Annotated in this window: 15 protein-coding genes and 1 tRNA gene; 5 read left to right on the forward strand and 11 right to left on the reverse strand. The window is 40.1% G+C overall.

What is annotated here, in order from left to right:
- Positions 1-23 precede the first annotated feature (23 nt).
- Positions 24-100, forward strand: a tRNA-Asp gene (locus tag C9J45_RS19555).
- Between the two features lie 218 nt (positions 101-318).
- Here C9J45_RS19555 and C9J45_RS19560 read toward each other — a convergent pair.
- Positions 319-846, reverse strand: coding sequence for a glycine zipper 2TM domain-containing protein (locus C9J45_RS19560; protein ID WP_107261012.1), 528 nt, complete (start codon positions 844-846; stop codon positions 319-321).
- 267 nt (positions 847-1,113) lie between these two features.
- On the opposite strand from C9J45_RS19560, the gene C9J45_RS19565 reads away from it, so the two are divergent.
- Positions 1,114-2,361, forward strand: a complete 1,248-nt coding sequence (locus C9J45_RS19565; protein WP_107207757.1) for an MFS transporter — start codon at positions 1,114-1,116, stop codon at positions 2,359-2,361.
- Here the strand turns inward: C9J45_RS19565 and C9J45_RS19570 are convergent.
- The 7 genes from C9J45_RS19570 to gadC (C9J45_RS19600) all read right to left on the reverse strand — a co-directional run bounded on the left by C9J45_RS19570 (position 2,347) and on the right by gadC (C9J45_RS19600) (position 11,473).
- Positions 2,347-2,961 (reverse strand): trimeric intracellular cation channel family protein, encoded by a 615-nt coding sequence (locus tag C9J45_RS19570; RefSeq protein WP_107207756.1) that lies wholly within the window; start codon positions 2,959-2,961, stop codon positions 2,347-2,349. The two genes, C9J45_RS19565 and C9J45_RS19570, sit on opposite strands and share 15 nt — an antisense overlap.
- Before the next feature lie 146 nt (positions 2,962-3,107).
- Positions 3,108-4,508 carry a glutamate decarboxylase gene (locus tag C9J45_RS19575; protein WP_107207755.1) on the reverse strand — a complete coding sequence of 467 codons (1,401 nt, stop codon included), beginning with the start codon at positions 4,506-4,508 and terminating at the stop codon, positions 3,108-3,110.
- 14 nt (positions 4,509-4,522) lie between these two features.
- Positions 4,523-5,467, reverse strand: a complete 945-nt coding sequence (glsA, locus tag C9J45_RS19580; RefSeq protein WP_107207760.1) for a glutaminase A — start codon at positions 5,465-5,467, stop codon at positions 4,523-4,525.
- Positions 5,468-5,485: 18 nt separating this feature from the next.
- Positions 5,486-7,006: a putative glutamine/gamma-aminobutyrate antiporter GadC gene (gadC, locus tag C9J45_RS19585; protein WP_107207754.1), complete on the reverse strand. Its 1,521-nt coding sequence runs from the start codon at positions 7,004-7,006 to the stop codon at positions 5,486-5,488.
- 578 nt (positions 7,007-7,584) lie between these two features.
- On the reverse strand, positions 7,585-8,985 hold the full coding sequence (locus C9J45_RS19590; RefSeq protein WP_107287833.1) for a glutamate decarboxylase: 1,401 nt from the start codon (positions 8,983-8,985) through the stop codon (positions 7,585-7,587).
- A gap of 15 nt (positions 8,986-9,000) precedes the next feature.
- Positions 9,001-9,945: a glutaminase A gene (gene glsA / locus C9J45_RS19595; RefSeq protein WP_107261016.1), complete on the reverse strand. Its 945-nt coding sequence runs from the start codon at positions 9,943-9,945 to the stop codon at positions 9,001-9,003.
- A 10-nt stretch (positions 9,946-9,955) separates the two neighbouring features.
- Entirely contained in the window at positions 9,956-11,473 is a 1,518-nt protein-coding gene (gene gadC, locus C9J45_RS19600) for a putative glutamine/gamma-aminobutyrate antiporter GadC (protein WP_107207752.1), read from the reverse strand.
- Between the two features lie 317 nt (positions 11,474-11,790).
- Between gadC (C9J45_RS19600) and C9J45_RS19605 the strand changes: the two genes are divergently transcribed.
- Positions 11,791-12,129 carry a hypothetical protein gene (locus tag C9J45_RS19605; RefSeq protein ID WP_107207751.1) on the forward strand — a complete coding sequence of 113 codons (339 nt, stop codon included), beginning with the start codon at positions 11,791-11,793 and terminating at the stop codon, positions 12,127-12,129.
- Positions 12,130-12,207: 78 nt separating this feature from the next.
- Here C9J45_RS19605 and dapD read toward each other — a convergent pair whose 3' ends face one another.
- On the reverse strand, positions 12,208-13,239 hold the full coding sequence (dapD, locus tag C9J45_RS19610) for a 2,3,4,5-tetrahydropyridine-2,6-dicarboxylate N-succinyltransferase (protein WP_005371559.1): 1,032 nt from the start codon (positions 13,237-13,239) through the stop codon (positions 12,208-12,210).
- A gap of 339 nt (positions 13,240-13,578) precedes the next feature.
- Entirely contained in the window at positions 13,579-13,884 is a 306-nt protein-coding gene (locus C9J45_RS19615) for a YebG family protein (protein WP_107207750.1), read from the reverse strand.
- 81 nt (positions 13,885-13,965) lie between these two features.
- Between C9J45_RS19615 and C9J45_RS19620 the strand changes: the two genes are divergently transcribed.
- A complete protein-coding gene (locus C9J45_RS19620; protein WP_107207749.1) occupies positions 13,966-14,652 on the forward strand; it encodes a DNA-3-methyladenine glycosylase I in 687 nt (228 codons plus the stop codon).
- A gap of 27 nt (positions 14,653-14,679) precedes the next feature.
- Here the strand turns inward: C9J45_RS19620 and C9J45_RS19625 are convergent, their stop codons facing one another.
- Positions 14,680-15,567: a LysR substrate-binding domain-containing protein gene (locus C9J45_RS19625; protein WP_107247503.1), complete on the reverse strand. Its 888-nt coding sequence runs from the start codon at positions 15,565-15,567 to the stop codon at positions 14,680-14,682.
- Between the two features lie 209 nt (positions 15,568-15,776).
- Here C9J45_RS19625 and C9J45_RS19630 point away from each other — a divergent pair, with 209 nt between their 5' ends.
- Positions 15,777-16,769 carry a TDT family transporter gene (locus C9J45_RS19630; protein WP_107207747.1) on the forward strand — a complete coding sequence of 331 codons (993 nt, stop codon included), beginning with the start codon at positions 15,777-15,779 and terminating at the stop codon, positions 16,767-16,769.
- Positions 16,770-16,788 lie beyond the last annotated feature (19 nt).

Genomic DNA, 16,788 nt, shown 5'->3' on the forward strand with positions numbered 1-16,788 from the left:
ATATTAGAACATCCATGTTCGTCGGAGCGGTAGTTCAGTTGGTTAGAATACCGGCCTGTCACGCCGGGGGTCGCGGGTTCGAGTCCCGTCCGCTCCGCCACTTATATTAAGCCCTAGTCGAAAGACTAGGGCTTTTTTTCGTTTGTAAGAAATGAATATGATTGTGGGGTAGTTTGTTTGGTTAAGATTTAAAATTGAGAAGCTTAACTGCTGGTCACGCTGGGATGCGCTGGTATTAGGTGTGGAACCTACCATTATTAAATAAAAAAGCCCCGCTATTACTAGCAGGGCTTAGAATATTCTTATTGTGACTATAGATTAGATAATAACTTTACCGTTTTTAACCGCTAGCGTATCGCCAGTTGGTTTTTTATCCATACGAATTGTGTCTTTGTCATCGCCTAGTTGGTAGGTTACATCATAGCCAATGGTTTGTTCTGTTTTGCTATTTTCTGTGTGACAACGTTTTTCCATTGTTGTTGTTGTATGGCCTTCTTGGTATTTACCTTGAGCCATATTACCAGCAACGCCACCGGCTACTGCACCAGCTACTGTTGCGACTTTCTTACCGTTACCACCACCAACTTGGTGTCCTAGTACACCACCGGCAACAGCACCGGCAAGCGTACCTAACACTTTATTTTCGTCTTTAGGAGCGACTTTATGAGTCACAGCAACTTGCTCACAGACTTGGTGTGGTGTTGTTACTGTTTTAGTGACGGCTTTTACTGATAAAACTTTTGCTTCTGTTGGTTCGCTAGCGTGAGATTTTTCATTACACCCTGTTAACGATAAGCTTGAAATAGCAACCAGTGCACTTAGACCCACAATCATATGTTTTTTCATTATATCTCTCCTTAATTTTATGAAGTCTATTCTCCTGATTCGTTCCTGTTTAATGACAGAGCGTTGTGATTTAAATGTAAGCTAATAGTAAAATATTGAATGGATCGGGTGTTGTTGATTTAGCATATGGATGGAAATAGCTGGTTTTATTTTTTAATAAAGGACTAAAATAAGAAACTTAAATTGATTAAGTAAATATAAATCACTTTAAAATGAGGACTAAAATAACGCGGTTAATTATTATCATCACTGAGTGGGCTTGTTGGAATGAATAATTCAACAGAAATCCTTTTAGCCGATCAAGTCAAAGGTGTTATTAAAGAGAACTGGAATATCCTATTTCTCGCTATATTAATAGTTAGCATCGGTCAGCTTAGTTTAGGCTTAGTCTTTCCTTTGTTACCTTGGATCCATCTTGATTTTAAAATTAATCAAAATCTTGCGGAAGGACTGATTGTTAGTTATTTGATCGGATATGGTCCATCACAATTATTCTATGGGCCGTTATCTTATGTTTATGGGCGGCGTCATGTATTATTAATAGGTTTGTTGATATCTATCCTTGGTTTAGGAGTTATCTTAACTTTTCACCATGACTTTTCTATTTTGATTATAGGACGCTTTATTCAAGGTGTTGGTGGAGGGTGTGAATCAGTTATTGCACGTTCAATGCTACATGATAGCTATAAAAATAAATTCTTTTTATCAGCAATGACGGGACTATCTATTATTTCTGCTTTTACTCCTATATTTTCACCGATTATGGGAGGGTTAGTGAATCACCATTTTGGTTGGTTTGCGGTTTTTATTTGCTTGTTTATCTATACCGTTCTAGGTTTTCTCATTTTATTTTTCTATTTGCCTGAAACATTATCTACACCTCGTGTCTCTATTTCATTTATTCCTATATTTCAATATTATGGCTCCTTGCTAAAAGATAGATACTTTCTTTCTTATGCGATGATCGGTTGGGTTAATTGGGCACTTGTCATATTTACCGGTTCATTAGCGCCATTTATTTTAGAATCACAATTACATATTACTTCAGAAAATTATGCCTATTGGTCTATTATTCCTGCAGTGGCGTTTTTACTTGCAAGTACATTATGCTTTATATTGAGGAAGTCTTACGGTACGCACCATATTGTTTTTATTGCTCCTGTTATTCAATTGAGTGTGGTTATGATCTTTTTATCACAACCAATGTCACTATTAACGCTAACAATTGGCTTTATTGGTGTGGCTGTTGCTCAAGCGCTTATTTATCCCTGTTCCCAATCCTTATTATTGGTACCTTACAGTAATCAATTAGGAACAGTAAGTGCGCTCTCTGGTGGCGGACAAATGTTATTCTCAGCGATTTTTATTTTTATCGCATGGCAGCTTAATCTTGATAATTATTACTCACTTACAGCCATTATATTTATTACGTCTCTCATAGGGCTGCTTTTTGCCTTGCTGGGCAAGCGATCTATGGCAAGTGCATCACTAGAAAATGAATTATTTAAGCAATAAAAAATCGGGGAATTTTTTTTTCTTTATTACAATGTACATGCGTAAAGCAATAATAAAGATAATACTGCTCAAGGTTGCGACATCTGGGTTAATGTGGTGCTCAGTTTGGAGAATATATAAGTAACAGCCGATAATAACGGGACTGGCATAAAACTCCGTATTGTTAAACATGGTTGGACGGTTGGTGAGAATGTCACGTAGTACGCCACCAAATACCGCAGTGATCATCCCCATAGTGATCGCAACATAAGGCGCATAATGTTGAGCGGTCAGATCTTTAGTGACTAACACTGAGAACATGGAAATACCAATCGCATCCAGAGTTACAATAATACGTTCGACTTTTACGTGTCGTAAATGTGGAGCAAGGAAAAAACCTATAAAAGAGCTGAGTAATGCTGTCCAAAAATAGGATGGATCTCTTATCCAAAAAACCTGATTTGTGGATAGTATAATATCTCTTACGGTTCCGCCTCCGAGTGCTGTTACCCATCCAATCACCATGATGCTGACGATATCTTTACCTTTATTAGATTCACTGATCACGGCACTTAATGCGAAGGCAATAATACAAATAATTTCAATCGTGTGAATAAACATTTAAGCGCCTATAGTGTGGTGATTGATTTTATTATTAATTGAAAAATATTAGCATGTTAGATATTAAATGGGAGAGCAAATAGTGAAGTTAGTGTTTTCAATAATAGCAAAGGTCAGTATTAAACTAACCTTTGCTTTCATTGGTATCAGCGACCGCTATGATCAAAGTTTTGTGTATCATCAGCTGTACACTGCGCTGTCGGATGAGAGTTTAAAAAATCAAGCGAGCGTTGGAAGTCAGCAATTAATAAGCTAGCAAGGTCTACTGTAAAGCCTTGTTTAACTAAGATACGTTGTACCACAATATCTTTCGCGTTTGCAGGCAAGCTATAAGCAGGTACTAACCAGCCTCGAGTACGTAGGCGATCCGCTAAGTCATATAAGCTAAATGAAACGTTAGCATTATTTTTTAAGCGCCATGAAATGGCTGGAATACCTTTTTCACGATTGCCGTCAAACAAGAACTCAAACAGATCAAATTTGTTTAACTCTTTAACGAGGTATTCGCACACATCGTAACTTGCATCATGAATACGTTTGTAACCTTCATAACCTAAACGTAGAAAGTTGTAGTATTGTGCAATGATTTGTCCTGCTGGACGAGAGAAATTCAAGGCGAAAGTCGGCATGTCACCACCTAAGTAGTTAACATGGAATACTAAGCCTTCAGGTAAATCTTCTTTGCTACGCCATACAACCCAGCCAACGCCTAATGGCGATAAACCAAACTTGTGGCCAGAAGTACTGATTGATTTAACCCGCTCTAAGCGGAAATCCCAAGGTTCAATTTCTGTGGCACAAAATGGGGCTAGCATTGCGCCGCTTGCGCCGTCAACGTGGATATCAATCGAGTTACCAGTGTCATGCTCGTAAGTATCTAGTGCATCAGATAACGGTTTTACTGTTTCGTATAAACCGGTGAAAGTTTGACCGAAAGTCGGTACCACCATAATAGTGTTATCATCAACGAGTTCTAACATGTCTTCTGGGGTCATAAAATAATGACCGTCGTCCATTTTAGTTTCGCGCATTTCAACGTCCCAGTAGCGGGCAAATTTTTCCCAACAAACTTGGACAGGGCCACAGACCATGTTTGGTTTATCGGTTGGTTGACCAAGAGCACGACGTTTTTCACGCCAGCGCCATAGGGCAGCCAAACCACCTAGCATACAGGCTTCACTTGAACCTGTGGTTGAAGTTCCGACTGTTGTAACAGAATCAGGTGCATTCCATAAATCCGCTAACATATGAACACAACGACCTTCAATTTCAGCAGATTGAGGGTATTCATCTTTATCAATCATGTTCTTATCAATGGATAGATCCATTAATTTATGCACTTCATCTTCTTCCCATGTTTGGCAGAAGGTCGCAAGATTTTGACGTGCATTACCATCTAGGTAAAGTTCATCACGGATCATTTGATAGATCACTTTAGGTGCTTGTTCTTGCTGTGGTAGTTTGGTCGTTGCCGCAACGTTATGAATAGTATCTGAGCCATAGATTGGATCATTACCTGTTTTACGGTTTACTTCATGAAGAGCCATAATTTTTCCCTACCTTAGTGTTGCTTACTGCTAAATAAGTTCCAAGCCATTGCTTGAGTAACATGCTTAATCATTTGTTGACCACGGATACTGTTACCAAATGGGTCTAGTCGTGGCGAGAATGCAGCCAGTGCACCTACGTTTGGAATAACCGTTACTAAACCGCCGCCAACGCCACTCTTTGCTGGTAAACCGACATCATATGCCCAATCACCAGAAGTATCGTAAAGCCCTTCCATTACCATCTCTGCGAGAATGTGGGGAATGTTTTGAGGGTCAATCACCTGTTGACCTGAGCATGGGTTTTTACCACCATTGGCCAGTGTTGCGCCTACGGTGGCAAGTTCTACCGTATTAAAGAGGGTAGAACATTGGCGTGTATAAACATCACACGCTTCAAGTGGCTCTGAATACATACGCCCAGATGATTCTAATAACAATGCGATAGCACGGTTATGAGTATTGGTCGTTTGTTCAGACTGATTGACTTCGTCAGAGAGCGATATTTCGCTGTTTGCTAGCAGGGATTGAAAGTTCAAAATCTGCTGCCAGCGTTGCTCTTTATCTGTCGCTTTAACTAAGCTCACTGTTGCCATTGCACCGGCATTAACGAGAGGGGTTAGGGGTTTACCGTTATGGAGTTCAAGTGCCAAAACGGAATTAAATGGCATCCCTGTTGGTTCTGCACCGACTTTACTGTGCAGCGCATCGGCGCCTGATTGTTCAAGAACTAATCCAAGCGTCATAATTTTTGAGATAGATTCAATAGCAAATTTATAATCACAGTCTTGTAATTGAATAATCTCGCCAGTAACAGACACAAAGGCTAAGCCTGTAAGTTCTGACGGTACTGATGCAAGAAACGGAATATATGAGGCGTTTTCGCCGTCGTTATTCGTTTTTGCTTCATTCAGTGCTTGCTGCATAATGACAGCAAGCTTTTCATTTAGTGGTGGCATTTGACGCATCCTTAACTCTTATTGATTTAATGTATGAGTTACTTTGTCTGATGGATTGATCACACCTGGATGAGTATCTTCTATTTCCCAAGTAAAGGGTGCAAAGTCTGAGACTGTTGGATCTTTCCAGTGCGGTTTACGGGCTTTGTAGATGAATAATGGAACAGCTACAAATATCACCGTTAGTACCACTAAGAAGCCAATGTATTCTTCAGGGCTACCGACTGAAATTTGACTTGGTGGAATGAAAGAGAAGATGAATGCTAATAGTGAACCAGAAAAGCCAACACCAGCTATGATCCACATTCCCATATCACCACCAGGGATTTTGTATGGACGAGGGCGATTAGGTTGGCTGTAGCGTAAATGAATCGCTGCAGCAAACATTAATAAGTACATGATGAGGTAAAGAACGACCGTTAATTGACTTAGAATTTGATAAGCAGCTTGAACTGAAGGTAATACTACAAACACAGTAGAAATCATGGTCACTAAGAACGCTTGTGCCATCATGATATGGGTTGCCATACCATTTTTGTTGGTGTATTGCCAAAAGCGTGGTAAATAACCACCTTTAGCAACCACAAGTAATGCCGATGAAGGACCTGCAACCCAGCCAACAACTCCAGCAAGTACACCTAGCGCTAAACAAGCTGCCATAATTGGCGCAGCCCAGCTGATGCCAGCCCAAGCAAACATATCATTGTAAGCGACTAATAAACTTTGAGTTAAGCTGATGTCTTGTTGTGGAATAACAAATGCAATTGCCAGCGTGCCAAGTACGAATACACAGACAGTACCAATCGCAGCAATCGCAATCGCAATTGGGTAGTTACGCGGCGCATTATCAACTTCTTTAACGTGAATCGCGTTCATTTCCATACCGGCATAGAATAAGAAGATACTTGCCGCTAAAACTACGTTATTAAAGTTAGAAAAGTCAGGAATAATATCGTGCCAAGAAAGTTGAATTTGTGGTGGCTTACCTGAGAAGAATAGGTAAGAGAAACCTAAAATAATTAATACGATACCAGGAATAACAGTACCAATTAATCCGCCCCATTTAGCCACTTTAGAAAAGGCTGCAGTGCCGCGTAAAGCGATGAAAGTTGCGAGCCAATAAATGGCTAATACTATTCCTAGTACGAAGAATTTATTTTGAGATAATGCTTGATCCCATGATTTATCTGGACCCATAAATGCAAGTGAAACAGAGCCAAAAGTTAATGCGGTTGGAAACCAAACAGTCACTTCAATCCATAGCATGAAGATCGCAACTAATGCTATTCGAGCTCCAAAAGCTTCGCCGACCCAGCGGAATACACCGCCTTTTTCAGACCAACCTGTCGCAAGCTCAGCGGCAACTAATGATACAGGAACCAGAAATACTACGGCGGCAAAAATATAATAAAAAATGGAGCTTAATCCGTATTCAGCTTCTGCTGGAAGACCGCGCAAACTCACTACTGCAACAATGTTTAACATTGCGAGAGCGAAAATGCTGATCCCCCCTTTTTTCGTTTTAATTGAATTTGTCATTGTTAACCAACTTATATTTAGTGCATTAAACTAATATTACAATATGAAAAATTAATTCATGTTGTAATTATATGTGAGAAAAAACATCAATAGAGTAGTACGTAAATTAAGGTGGATAATTATTATTGTTTATATTTGTGGATTATATATCAATAATTAAAGTTAACTTTATGATATGAGAAGTATTATTGGAATTATGTTTGGTAATATTTTTCTAGTGGTCTATTATTAATTTTTTAGTGACTGTTTTTAGTGACTGTTTTTAGTGACTGTTTTTAGTGACTGTTTTTAGTGACTGTTTTTAGTGACTGTTTTTAGTGACTGTTTTTAGTGACTGTTTTTAGTGACTGTTTTTAGTGACTGTTTTTAGGTTATTTTATGGGAGGGTTTAAATTATTTATTAAGACTCTTTTTATTTGTTTTTATCTGCAGATAAGCTGAAGGGGCGATTGAAAGGTTACTTTGATAATATTAAAGAGAATTTGGCGATTAATAATAGTAGGCGATTTTGGTTTATTAATATTAGTTAAATAAAGGCTGGAAAAACCAGCCTTTATTTAAAATAGATGTAAATATAATTATCGACCACTATGATCAAATGTTTTTACATCTTCAGCTGCGCATTTAGCTTGTGCATGAGTATTTAGAAAATCAATTGAACGTTTAAAGTCAGCAATTAATAAGCTAGCAAGGTCTACTGTAAAGCCTTGTTTAACTAAGATACGTTGTACCACAATATCTTGCGCGTTTGCAGGCAAGCTATAAGCAGGTACTAACCAGCCTCGAGTACGTAGGCGATCCGCTAAGTCATATAAGCTAAATGAAACGTTAGCATTATTTTTTAAGCGCCATGAAATGGCTGGAATACCTTTTTCACGGTTACCGTCAAACAAGAACTCAAACAGATCAAATTTGTTTAACTCTTTAACGAGGTATTCGCACACATTGTAACTTGCATCATGAATACGTTTGTAACCTTCATAACCTAAACGTAGAAAGTTGTAGTATTGTGCAATGATTTGTCCTGCTGGACGAGAGAAATTCAAGGCGAAAGTCGGCATGTCACCACCTAAGTAGTTAACATGGAATACTAAGCCTTCAGGTAAATCTTCTTTGCTACGCCATACAACCCAGCCAACGCCTAATGGCGATAAACCAAACTTGTGGCCAGAAGTACTGATTGATTTAACTCGCTCTAAGCGGAAATCCCAAGGTTCAATTTCTGTGGCACAAAATGGAGCTAGCATTGCGCCGCTTGCGCCGTCAACGTGGATATCAATCGAGTTACCAGTGTCATGCTCGTAAGTATCTAGTGCATCAGATAACGGTTTTACTGTTTCGTATAAACCGGTGAAAGTTTGACCGAAAGTCGGTACCACCATGATAGTGTTTGCATCGACAAGTTCTAACATGTCTTCTGGGGTCATACAGTAATGACCATCAGCCATCTTTGTTTCGCGCATTTCAATGTCCCAGTAGCGGGCAAATTTTTCCCAACAAACTTGGACAGGGCCACAGACCATGTTTGGTTTATCGGTTGGTTGACCTAGTGCACGACGTTTTTCACGCCAGCGCCATAAGGCAGCCAAACCACCTAGCATACAGGCTTCACTTGAGCCTGTAGTTGAGGTACCAACTGTAGTTACTGATTCTGGTGAATTCCATAAATCCGCTAAAATATGAACACAGCGACCTTCTATTTCAGCAGACTGAGGGTATTCATCTTTATCAATCATGTTCTTATCAATGGATAGATCCATTAATTTATGCACTTCATCTTCTTCCCATGTTTGGCAGAAGGTTGCAAGGTTTTGACGTGCATTACCATCAAGGTAAAGTTCATCACGGATCATTTGATAGATCACGTTAGGTGCTTGTTCTTGCTGTGGTAGCTTGGTAGTTGCCGCAACGTTATGAATAGTATCTGAGCCATAGATTGGATCATTACCTGTTTTACGTGTTACTTCATGAAGAGCCATAATTTTCTTCCTACCTTAGTGTTGCTTACTGTTAAACAAGTTCCAACCCATAGTTTGAGCGACATGTTTGATCATTAATTGTCCGCGTACGCTATTACCAAATTGGTCGATACGAGGTGAGAATGCAGCCAGTGCACCTACGTTTGGGATAATGGTAACTAAACCACCACCAACACCGCTTTTTCCTGGTAAACCAACATCATAAGCCCAGTCGCCCGATGTGTCGTAAAGCCCTTCCATCATCATTTCTGCTAAGATATGAGAGGCATTTTCAGGGCTAACAAGCTGTTGTCCTGATATTGGGTTTTTACCGCCATTAGCATACGTAGCCCCTACTATTGCCAATTCAACAGTATTGAATAGCGTCGAACACTGACGAGTGTAAACATCACACGCTTCAAGTGGATCAGAGTAGATACGGTTTGATGATTCTAGTAACAAAGCAATTGCGCGATTATGGGCGTTGGTTGTTTGCTCTGACTGATTAACATCCTCTGAAAGCTCAATGTTTTCGCCAGCTAGCGCTGATTGAAACGCCAGAATTTTCTGCCAGCGTTGTTCTTTATCATCAGCTTCAATTAGGCTTACCGTTGCCATTGCACCTGCATTGACAAGCGGTGTTAGTGGCTTACCGTTATGGAGTTCAAGCGCCATCACTGAATTAAACGGCAAACCTGTTGGTTCAGCACCGATTTTACTGTGAATTGCATCTGCACCTGATTGTTCTAGTGCTAACCCTAATGTCATGATCTTTGAGATAGATTCAATGGCATATTTGTAGTCAACATCTTGGATTTTAATGACGTCGCCAGTAACAGAGACGAAAGCCAATCCACATAAATCTGATGGAACCGATGCTAGGAACGGGATGTAAGAAGCATTAGCGCCATCTTTGTTGTCTTTATGCAAATCAAACGCTTGTTGCATAACGGCAGCGACATCTTTTTTACAACACGACATATTCATTTCCTTACTGATTCAATGTGTGAGTAACTTTGTCTGATGGGTTAATTACACCTGGATGAACGTTTTCAATTTCCCAAGTGAATGGCGCAAAGTCTGTAATTGCTGGATCTTTCCAGTGAGGTTTACGGGCTTTGTAGATAAATAGCGGAACAGATACAAAGATGATGGTTAGCACAACTAAGATACCTACGTATTCTTGAGGGCTACCGACAGAGATCTGACCGGGTGGAATGAATGAGAAGATGAAGGCAGTTAAAGAACCAACAAAACCTACGCCACCAACAAACCACATACCACCATTACCCCCTGGGATTTTGAATGCACGTGGGCGGTTTGGTTGGCTATAACGTAAGTGAATGGCAGCAGCAAACATTAATAGGTACATCACAAGATATAAGATCACTGTAAGCTGACTTAAGATCTGATAAGCCGCTTGTACAGAAGGAAGTACCACAAATACGACTGATAGAGCAGTAACAAGTAGACCTTGCATCAACATTATATGTGATGCCATGCCGTGTTTGTTTGTGTATTGCCAAAAACGAGGTAAGTAACCGCCTTTTGCCACCACAAGTAGCGCTGAAGAAGGACCAGCAACCCAACCAACAACCCCCGCTAGTACACCTAGAGCTAAACAACCAGCCATGACAGGCGCAGCCCAGCTAATACCAGCCCAAGCGAACATGTCATCGTAAGTAACAAGTAAGCTTTGAGTTAAGCTAATGTCTTTTTGAGGAATAACAAACGCAATAGCTAATGTACCGAGTACGAATACACATACCGTACCAAGTGCAGCAATACCGATCGCGATAGGGTAGTTACGTGGCGCATCATCAACTTCTTTAACGTGAATAGCGTTCATTTCCATACCGGCGTAGAACAAGAAGATGCTGGCAGCAAGAACAACATTATTAAAGTTAGAGAAGTCAGGAATGAGTTTATCCCAGCCTAATTGAATTTGTGGCGTATTACCGGCGAAGAAATAAGAAAAGCCTAATACAATTAATACGATACCAGGAATAACAGTACCAATTAAACCGCCCCATTTAGCGACTTTAGAGAAAGCTTCAGTACCACGTAGAGCAATGAAAGTGGCTATCCAATAAATAGCGAGAACAATGGCAAGTACGAAGAATTTATTTTCTGATAGGGCTTGGTCAAAGGTATGGTTAGGTCCCATAAAAGCAAGGGAAACAGAACCGAATGTTAGTGCTGTTGGGAACCAAACGGTCACCTCAATCCACAACATAAAAATAGCAACAAGCGCCAGTTTTGGACCAAATGCTTCACCTACCCAGCGGAAGATACCACCTTTTTCCGACCAACCTGTTGCGAGCTCTGCGGCAACCAGTGATACAGGAATAAGAAAAACAACCGCAGCAAAAATATAATAAAAGATTGAACTTAAACCATATTCCGCTTCAGCAGGAAGACCACGTAAACTCACCACGGCAACAATGTTTAACATTGCTAAGGCAAATACGCCGATCCTCCCTTTATTTATTTTGTCGTTACTAGCCATAAAAACCTACTTATATTTCCATATTTAACATGCGTGGGTTAGGTGTCCTTGTAGGCGTATAACATTTTAATAAACGTTATATGGAGACAGGTGTTACCTAATGGCAAGAAAAGTAGCATCAAGCATTTGCATTTAACATTCCTAAAAAAAATACTTTAAGTTGCAAATATTAATGTTGTTTTAATGAATAAAAAGAGTAGAAGTGGTTGTTTTTTATGCTTATCTAAATTAAATGAGCGCTTATTAGAAATAGAACAAATAAATTTACTTGATAGCATTAATCGGTCTATGAGATTCTAAGTTTAAGGATTTAATAGATGGATAATATAGTGAAATTCTTTTTTCAACGCAGTGAAACGGACTCTGAAATACGTATAGAACTGAAGACCGCCCCTTTTTATTTGTTATTAGCAATGATTGCTGGCTGGTTAGCTATTAGTTTTATTTTGAAATCTAATGAGGCTGGTTCAATCTTTTTACCGGTACTTATAGGTTTTATCATGCTGCGATTTTTTGCTTTAATTAAAGCGCAGAAAGAAGTACTAGGGGCGATGAAAGATCGTCGACTAACGACTCAAGGTAGTAAATTTTCTTTTAATAATCCGTTTATTTATATTATTAAAAAGAAAGTAGATAACACTAAACCAGAAAAATAAGTATTAATCTTTTATAAAAAAGCGGCTCACTAAAATAGTGAGCCGCTTTTTGTTATCGATTATCTATCGACAATAAAATTAGTTATTGCTGTGTAATTCGCTGTTTAGCTCAATCGCAGTTTTGTTGGTTAGACATTCGATTTGACCTGTCATAGAGTTACGACGGAACAGTAGATCAGGCTTACCAGCAAGATCGCGCGCTTTAACCACTTCTACAGGCTTACCGTTAGCATCAAGCATTTGTACTTTAGAGCCAGCAGTTACATATAGACCAGATTCGATAGTACAACGATCCCCCATAGGGAAACCAAGACCCGCGTTGGCACCTAGTAGGCTGTTTTCACCGATAGAAACCACTACTTTACCACCGCCAGAAAGGGTACCCATGATAGATGCACCCCCACCGATATCAGAGCCATCACCCACAACAACACCTGCAGAGATACGGCCTTCGACCATACTTACACCAGTAGTACCTGCGTTAAAGTTGATGAAACCTTCGTGCATAACTGTCGTACCTTCACCCACGTGTGCGCCAAGACGTACACGAGATGTATCAGCAATACGAACACCTGTTGGTACCACGTAGTCCACCATTTTAGGGAATTTATCAACACAATCGACAGTGATCGTTTCACCGTTTAAACGGGCTTCCATTTGACGATCAGCAAGCTCAGGAAGATCAATTGGACCTTTGTTTGTCCATGCGATGTTGTGCAGTAAGCCGAAGATACCGTCAAGCACAACGCCATGAGGCTTCACTAAACGGTGCGAGATAAGTTGCAGCTTTAAGAAACCTTCAGCAACAGATGATGGAGCGAGATCTGTTTTTAGCATCACCATAACAAGCGGCTGAGAAGACAGTGTTGCTTTTGCTGCAAACTGTGCACTTACTTCATCGTCTGCATCTTCAAATGCTGAAGCGATAGCTGCACATTGTTCTGGTGTTACTTCAATCGCTTGGTTGCCGCCACGGTAGCCAACAATCGTCGCAATATCTTTTACTAATTGTTCTGATGGATGAAGCGTTGGGGTTGGGAAAAACGCTTCAATGATTTTTCCATCACGGTTTTTAGTGGCTGTACCTAGGGCAAGTGAAAAGCTAGACATGGTTACCTGTTCTCCATTACAAAAAATGTGATGTTAAATACACCTTACAGTAAGGTGGAACATCAAGATAAGCCCGAGAAATCATTTGCAACGAGCAGATAACTCCCGATTAATAAAACCATAATAAAGACACTTGGTAAGATATAGAAGAGCCGAAAGAAAAATCAGAGCAAAATGATGTTTTTTTTACGAATCTGTTGGCTTAAAAGAAGGGAATAGCCCTTTAAGATGGGACAAATTACTGGCTGATATTTGCTGTAGAATTGAGTTTTTATTGCTGAGTTATAAAAAAACCTCCAGTGAGGAGGCTTTCAACAGCGAACGGGATAATTTTAAAAATTATGCTGCGTCTTCTTGCTCTGGGGTATCAGCAACAACTTCAGGTTTTGCGACCTTCTTTTTTGCTACTGGTTTTGCTTTTTTCGCGCCTAACGCAATTAATACTTCTTCACGCTTTTGCGCTAAGAACATAGATAGTTCTTCTTGCTTGGCTTCATCTTCGAAAAGCTCACTTTCGCTAAGTAAAGTAAACATCTCGTCAGCCATATCTAGCATTTTGTCGTATGCGTCGGCTTCGGATTTAGAGGTGAAAGTCATCTTTTCTTCTCCGTTGCGCTCAACTACATATTTGACGATAACAGCCATGGTCATCCTCTCCGAAATTGATTTACTGGCTGTTTATACAGTAGCATACTAGCTTCGTCCAGTGCTAAGCGTGTTAATGTGATGACCAAAGAAAAATTTGACCAAATTTACATCAGAGCAGCAGAAAGAAAAGGGGGCGATATCGCATTAGAACAGCGATTATCATTGCCACTTAGTTGCAACGAATTAAAAGCGATCACAGATGATCGGTGGCTTGCGTGTTTAACTCAAAAAATCTTTCAGTGCGGGATTCGCTGGCAGGTTGTACGCAATAAATGGGCTGGCTTTGAAGAGGTATTTTTTGGTTTTAATATTGAAAAAATGGGTTTAATGCCTGAGGAAATGTGGGAACGTAAAGCGCAAAATCCCGAAATTATTCGTGATTTAAAGAAGGTAATGACGATCCCTGAAAACGCCAATATGATCCACCGTGCAGCAGTCGAGCATGGTTCATTTGCCAATATGGTTGCCGAGTGGCCAGAGCAAGATATCGTTGGCTTATGGTTGTACTTAAAAAAACATGGCAAACGTCTAGGCGGCAAAACCGGTGCTTATAGTTTACGTGCGATGGGGAAAGACAGTTTCTTGTTTACCAAAGATGTGGAAAGTTATTTGCGTCATACGGATATTGTGGATGGTGGACGAGACACATTAAAATCATGGCGAAATGCGCAACATGCGTTTAATGATTGGCAACAAGAATCTGGCCGATCATTAACTGAGATCAGCCAAATCATTGCTTACAGTGTGGGTGATAATCGTGTTTAACTGATGTATTTAAGACGAGTATGACGGTTAATCAAATGTCCATTGCTGGCTAAATTGAATAAAAGATTCTAGCAATGGACTTTGGTACTTTTCTTTATGGAAAATCAGCCAATATTGGCGGCGCATATCTAATGGCATTGGCAGTAATACAATGCGCTTTTCTTCAACTGCATGTAATGCCGCACGTTGTGAAATACAGGTGATCCCAAGTCCTGCGGAAACACTATTGATGATCGCTTCTGTAGTATTTAGCTCAAAAGCTGGCGTCCAATGCTCTAAACGTGGCGCTAAGCGATTTAAGAAAAACTCACGTGTGCCAGAGCCTGTTTCGCGCAGAACCCATTCAGAATCTTCCAGATCAGATAAGCGTAATGCTTCAATTTTTGTCAGTGGATGATTAGGATGACAAGCCACCACCATATTATCTTCGAGCCACGGCTGCACAATAAGATCCGGGTGCTGTACTTTACCTTCAACAAAGCCCACATCTAATTCAAATTCAGTGAGTTTCTGACATACTTGCGCGGTGTTAGAAATAAACAGTTTTTGGTGACGATGTTGGGTCGCTGAGCGGAAATCTCGAATTAAAAAAGGTGTTAGCTGATTGCCTACAGTATCACTTGAACCGATTTTTAGCTCACCAGCAATAACATCGTCTTGATCAAACAGTTTTTCGATAGTGTTAGAACGCGCTAACAGTTCGTCAGCCAAAGGCAGTAGTTTCTTACCTTGTTCGTTGATCAGTAAGCGGTTGTTGTTGCGATCAAACAGTTTATGATCAAGCTGCTTTTCTAGCTCAGACAATGCCATGCTCACTGCTGGCTTGGATAGAAATAACTTTTCCGCGGCTGCGGTAATGGTACGTTCTTGGGCAACGGTTACGAAAACTTTCAATTGTTTTAGCGCTATATTCATAACTATCCTTTGTTGAAAACTCATTGTGCAAGGTCGTTATTTATCATTAATGACGGTAAAATTTCGCCTTTAAAATATTGGTTAAGTTTAACTTAACATGTGGTTAAATATATTCAGATATTCTAAAACAATCAAGCTGGATATACTTAGTTACATCAAAAGAAACAGACAATTCGCTAAGAGCTATCAGATAAAGGCGGAGAGAGAACATGATTAAGACGACGAAAAGAAAAGTAGCAGGGGCGCCAACGCCTATGGCAGGTTTAGCACTCGGTATTGGTAGTGTTTTATGGTGCTGGGAAAATGGTGCCACACTTCATGGTTATGCACAAATGACAGGTGCAGTCATTGCGGCATTGATGCTACTCGTTTTAGTTGCAAAATTTATATTCCATCCAAAATTATTATGGGGTGATTTATCTCACCATGTAGTGGGTAGTGTTGTACCAACATTTGCGATGGCATTAATGGTGGTATCAAAAGCGATTGGTTTATATGTATCAGCGCAAGCAGGTGCTTACCTTTGGTTATTCGCGGTAATTTTACACGTTATTTTCTTAACACTATTTATTTACCACCGTGCATGTGACTTCCATCTTCACCACATGGTGCCAAGTTGGTTTGTACCGCCAATCGGTATTATTGTTGCTGATGTGTCGTTCCCAGGTATTGCAGAGCTACACCCATTAGCAAACGTATTGTTAATCTTTGGTATGTTGTCATACGCAGTCATGCTTCCAATGATGATTTACCGCTTTATGTTCCGTGATGAAGTGCCAGATGCTGCAAAACCAACCATTGCGATTATGGCAGCGCCTGCTAGCCTATCACTCGCAGGTTATTTAACAGTAACGGCAAACCCATCACCTGTAGTGGTTGCATTACTAGCCGGTATTGCAGTATTGATGACAGCGGTAATTTACTTAGCTTTCTTCCGTTTATTACGCTTAGAGTTCAGCCCAGGTTACGCAGCTTTTACGTTCCCAATGGCAATTGGTGCAACAGCACTATTTAAAACTGCAGCGTGGATGAAAAATTACGGCTTTGATGCTCACTATGTGGCACAAGTTCACGGTCTAGCAACCATTGAGCTTTATATCGCAACGATTATCATTGGCTATGTAGCAATTCGTTATTTAGCATTTTATCGTCCATTCGGACTTCTTAAAAATAACAGTGAACACTGTCCACAAAATGTCTGATAGCGATGGTAATACAGGC

The organism is Photobacterium sp. GB-1 (assembly GCF_003026165.1).
Lineage (GTDB): Bacteria > Pseudomonadota > Gammaproteobacteria > Enterobacterales > Vibrionaceae > Photobacterium.

What these genes read in the sequence shown, in the direction of transcription:
- C9J45_RS19625 (WP_107247503.1), bottom strand. Translation starts at nt 15,567, where the DNA reads ATGAATATAGCGCTAAAACAATTGAAAGTTTTCGTAACCGTTGCCCAA.
- C9J45_RS19570 (WP_107207756.1), bottom strand. Translation starts at nt 2,961, where the DNA reads ATGTTTATTCACACGATTGAAATTATTTGTATTATTGCCTTCGCATTA.
- C9J45_RS19620 (WP_107207749.1), top strand. Translation starts at nt 13,966, where the DNA reads ATGACCAAAGAAAAATTTGACCAAATTTACATCAGAGCAGCAGAAAGA.
- gadC (WP_107207754.1), bottom strand. Translation starts at nt 7,006, where the DNA reads ATGACAAATTCAATTAAAACGAAAAAAGGGGGGATCAGCATTTTCGCT.
- C9J45_RS19560 (WP_107261012.1), bottom strand. Translation starts at nt 846, where the DNA reads ATGAAAAAACATATGATTGTGGGTCTAAGTGCACTGGTTGCTATTTCA.
- C9J45_RS19565 (WP_107207757.1), top strand. Translation starts at nt 1,114, where the DNA reads ATGAATAATTCAACAGAAATCCTTTTAGCCGATCAAGTCAAAGGTGTT.
- C9J45_RS19630 (WP_107207747.1), top strand. Translation starts at nt 15,777, where the DNA reads ATGATTAAGACGACGAAAAGAAAAGTAGCAGGGGCGCCAACGCCTATG.
- C9J45_RS19605 (WP_107207751.1), top strand. Translation starts at nt 11,791, where the DNA reads ATGGATAATATAGTGAAATTCTTTTTTCAACGCAGTGAAACGGACTCT.
- dapD (WP_005371559.1), bottom strand. Translation starts at nt 13,239, where the DNA reads ATGTCTAGCTTTTCACTTGCCCTAGGTACAGCCACTAAAAACCGTGAT.
- glsA (WP_107207760.1), bottom strand. Translation starts at nt 5,467, where the DNA reads ATGCCACCACTAAATGAAAAGCTTGCTGTCATTATGCAGCAAGCACTG.
- C9J45_RS19615 (WP_107207750.1), bottom strand. Translation starts at nt 13,884, where the DNA reads ATGGCTGTTATCGTCAAATATGTAGTTGAGCGCAACGGAGAAGAAAAG.
- C9J45_RS19590 (WP_107287833.1), bottom strand. Translation starts at nt 8,985, where the DNA reads ATGGCTCTTCATGAAGTAACACGTAAAACAGGTAATGATCCAATCTAT.
- glsA (WP_107261016.1), bottom strand. Translation starts at nt 9,945, where the DNA reads ATGTCGTGTTGTAAAAAAGATGTCGCTGCCGTTATGCAACAAGCGTTT.
- C9J45_RS19575 (WP_107207755.1), bottom strand. Translation starts at nt 4,508, where the DNA reads ATGGCTCTTCATGAAGTAAACCGTAAAACAGGTAATGATCCAATCTAT.
- gadC (WP_107207752.1), bottom strand. Translation starts at nt 11,473, where the DNA reads ATGGCTAGTAACGACAAAATAAATAAAGGGAGGATCGGCGTATTTGCC.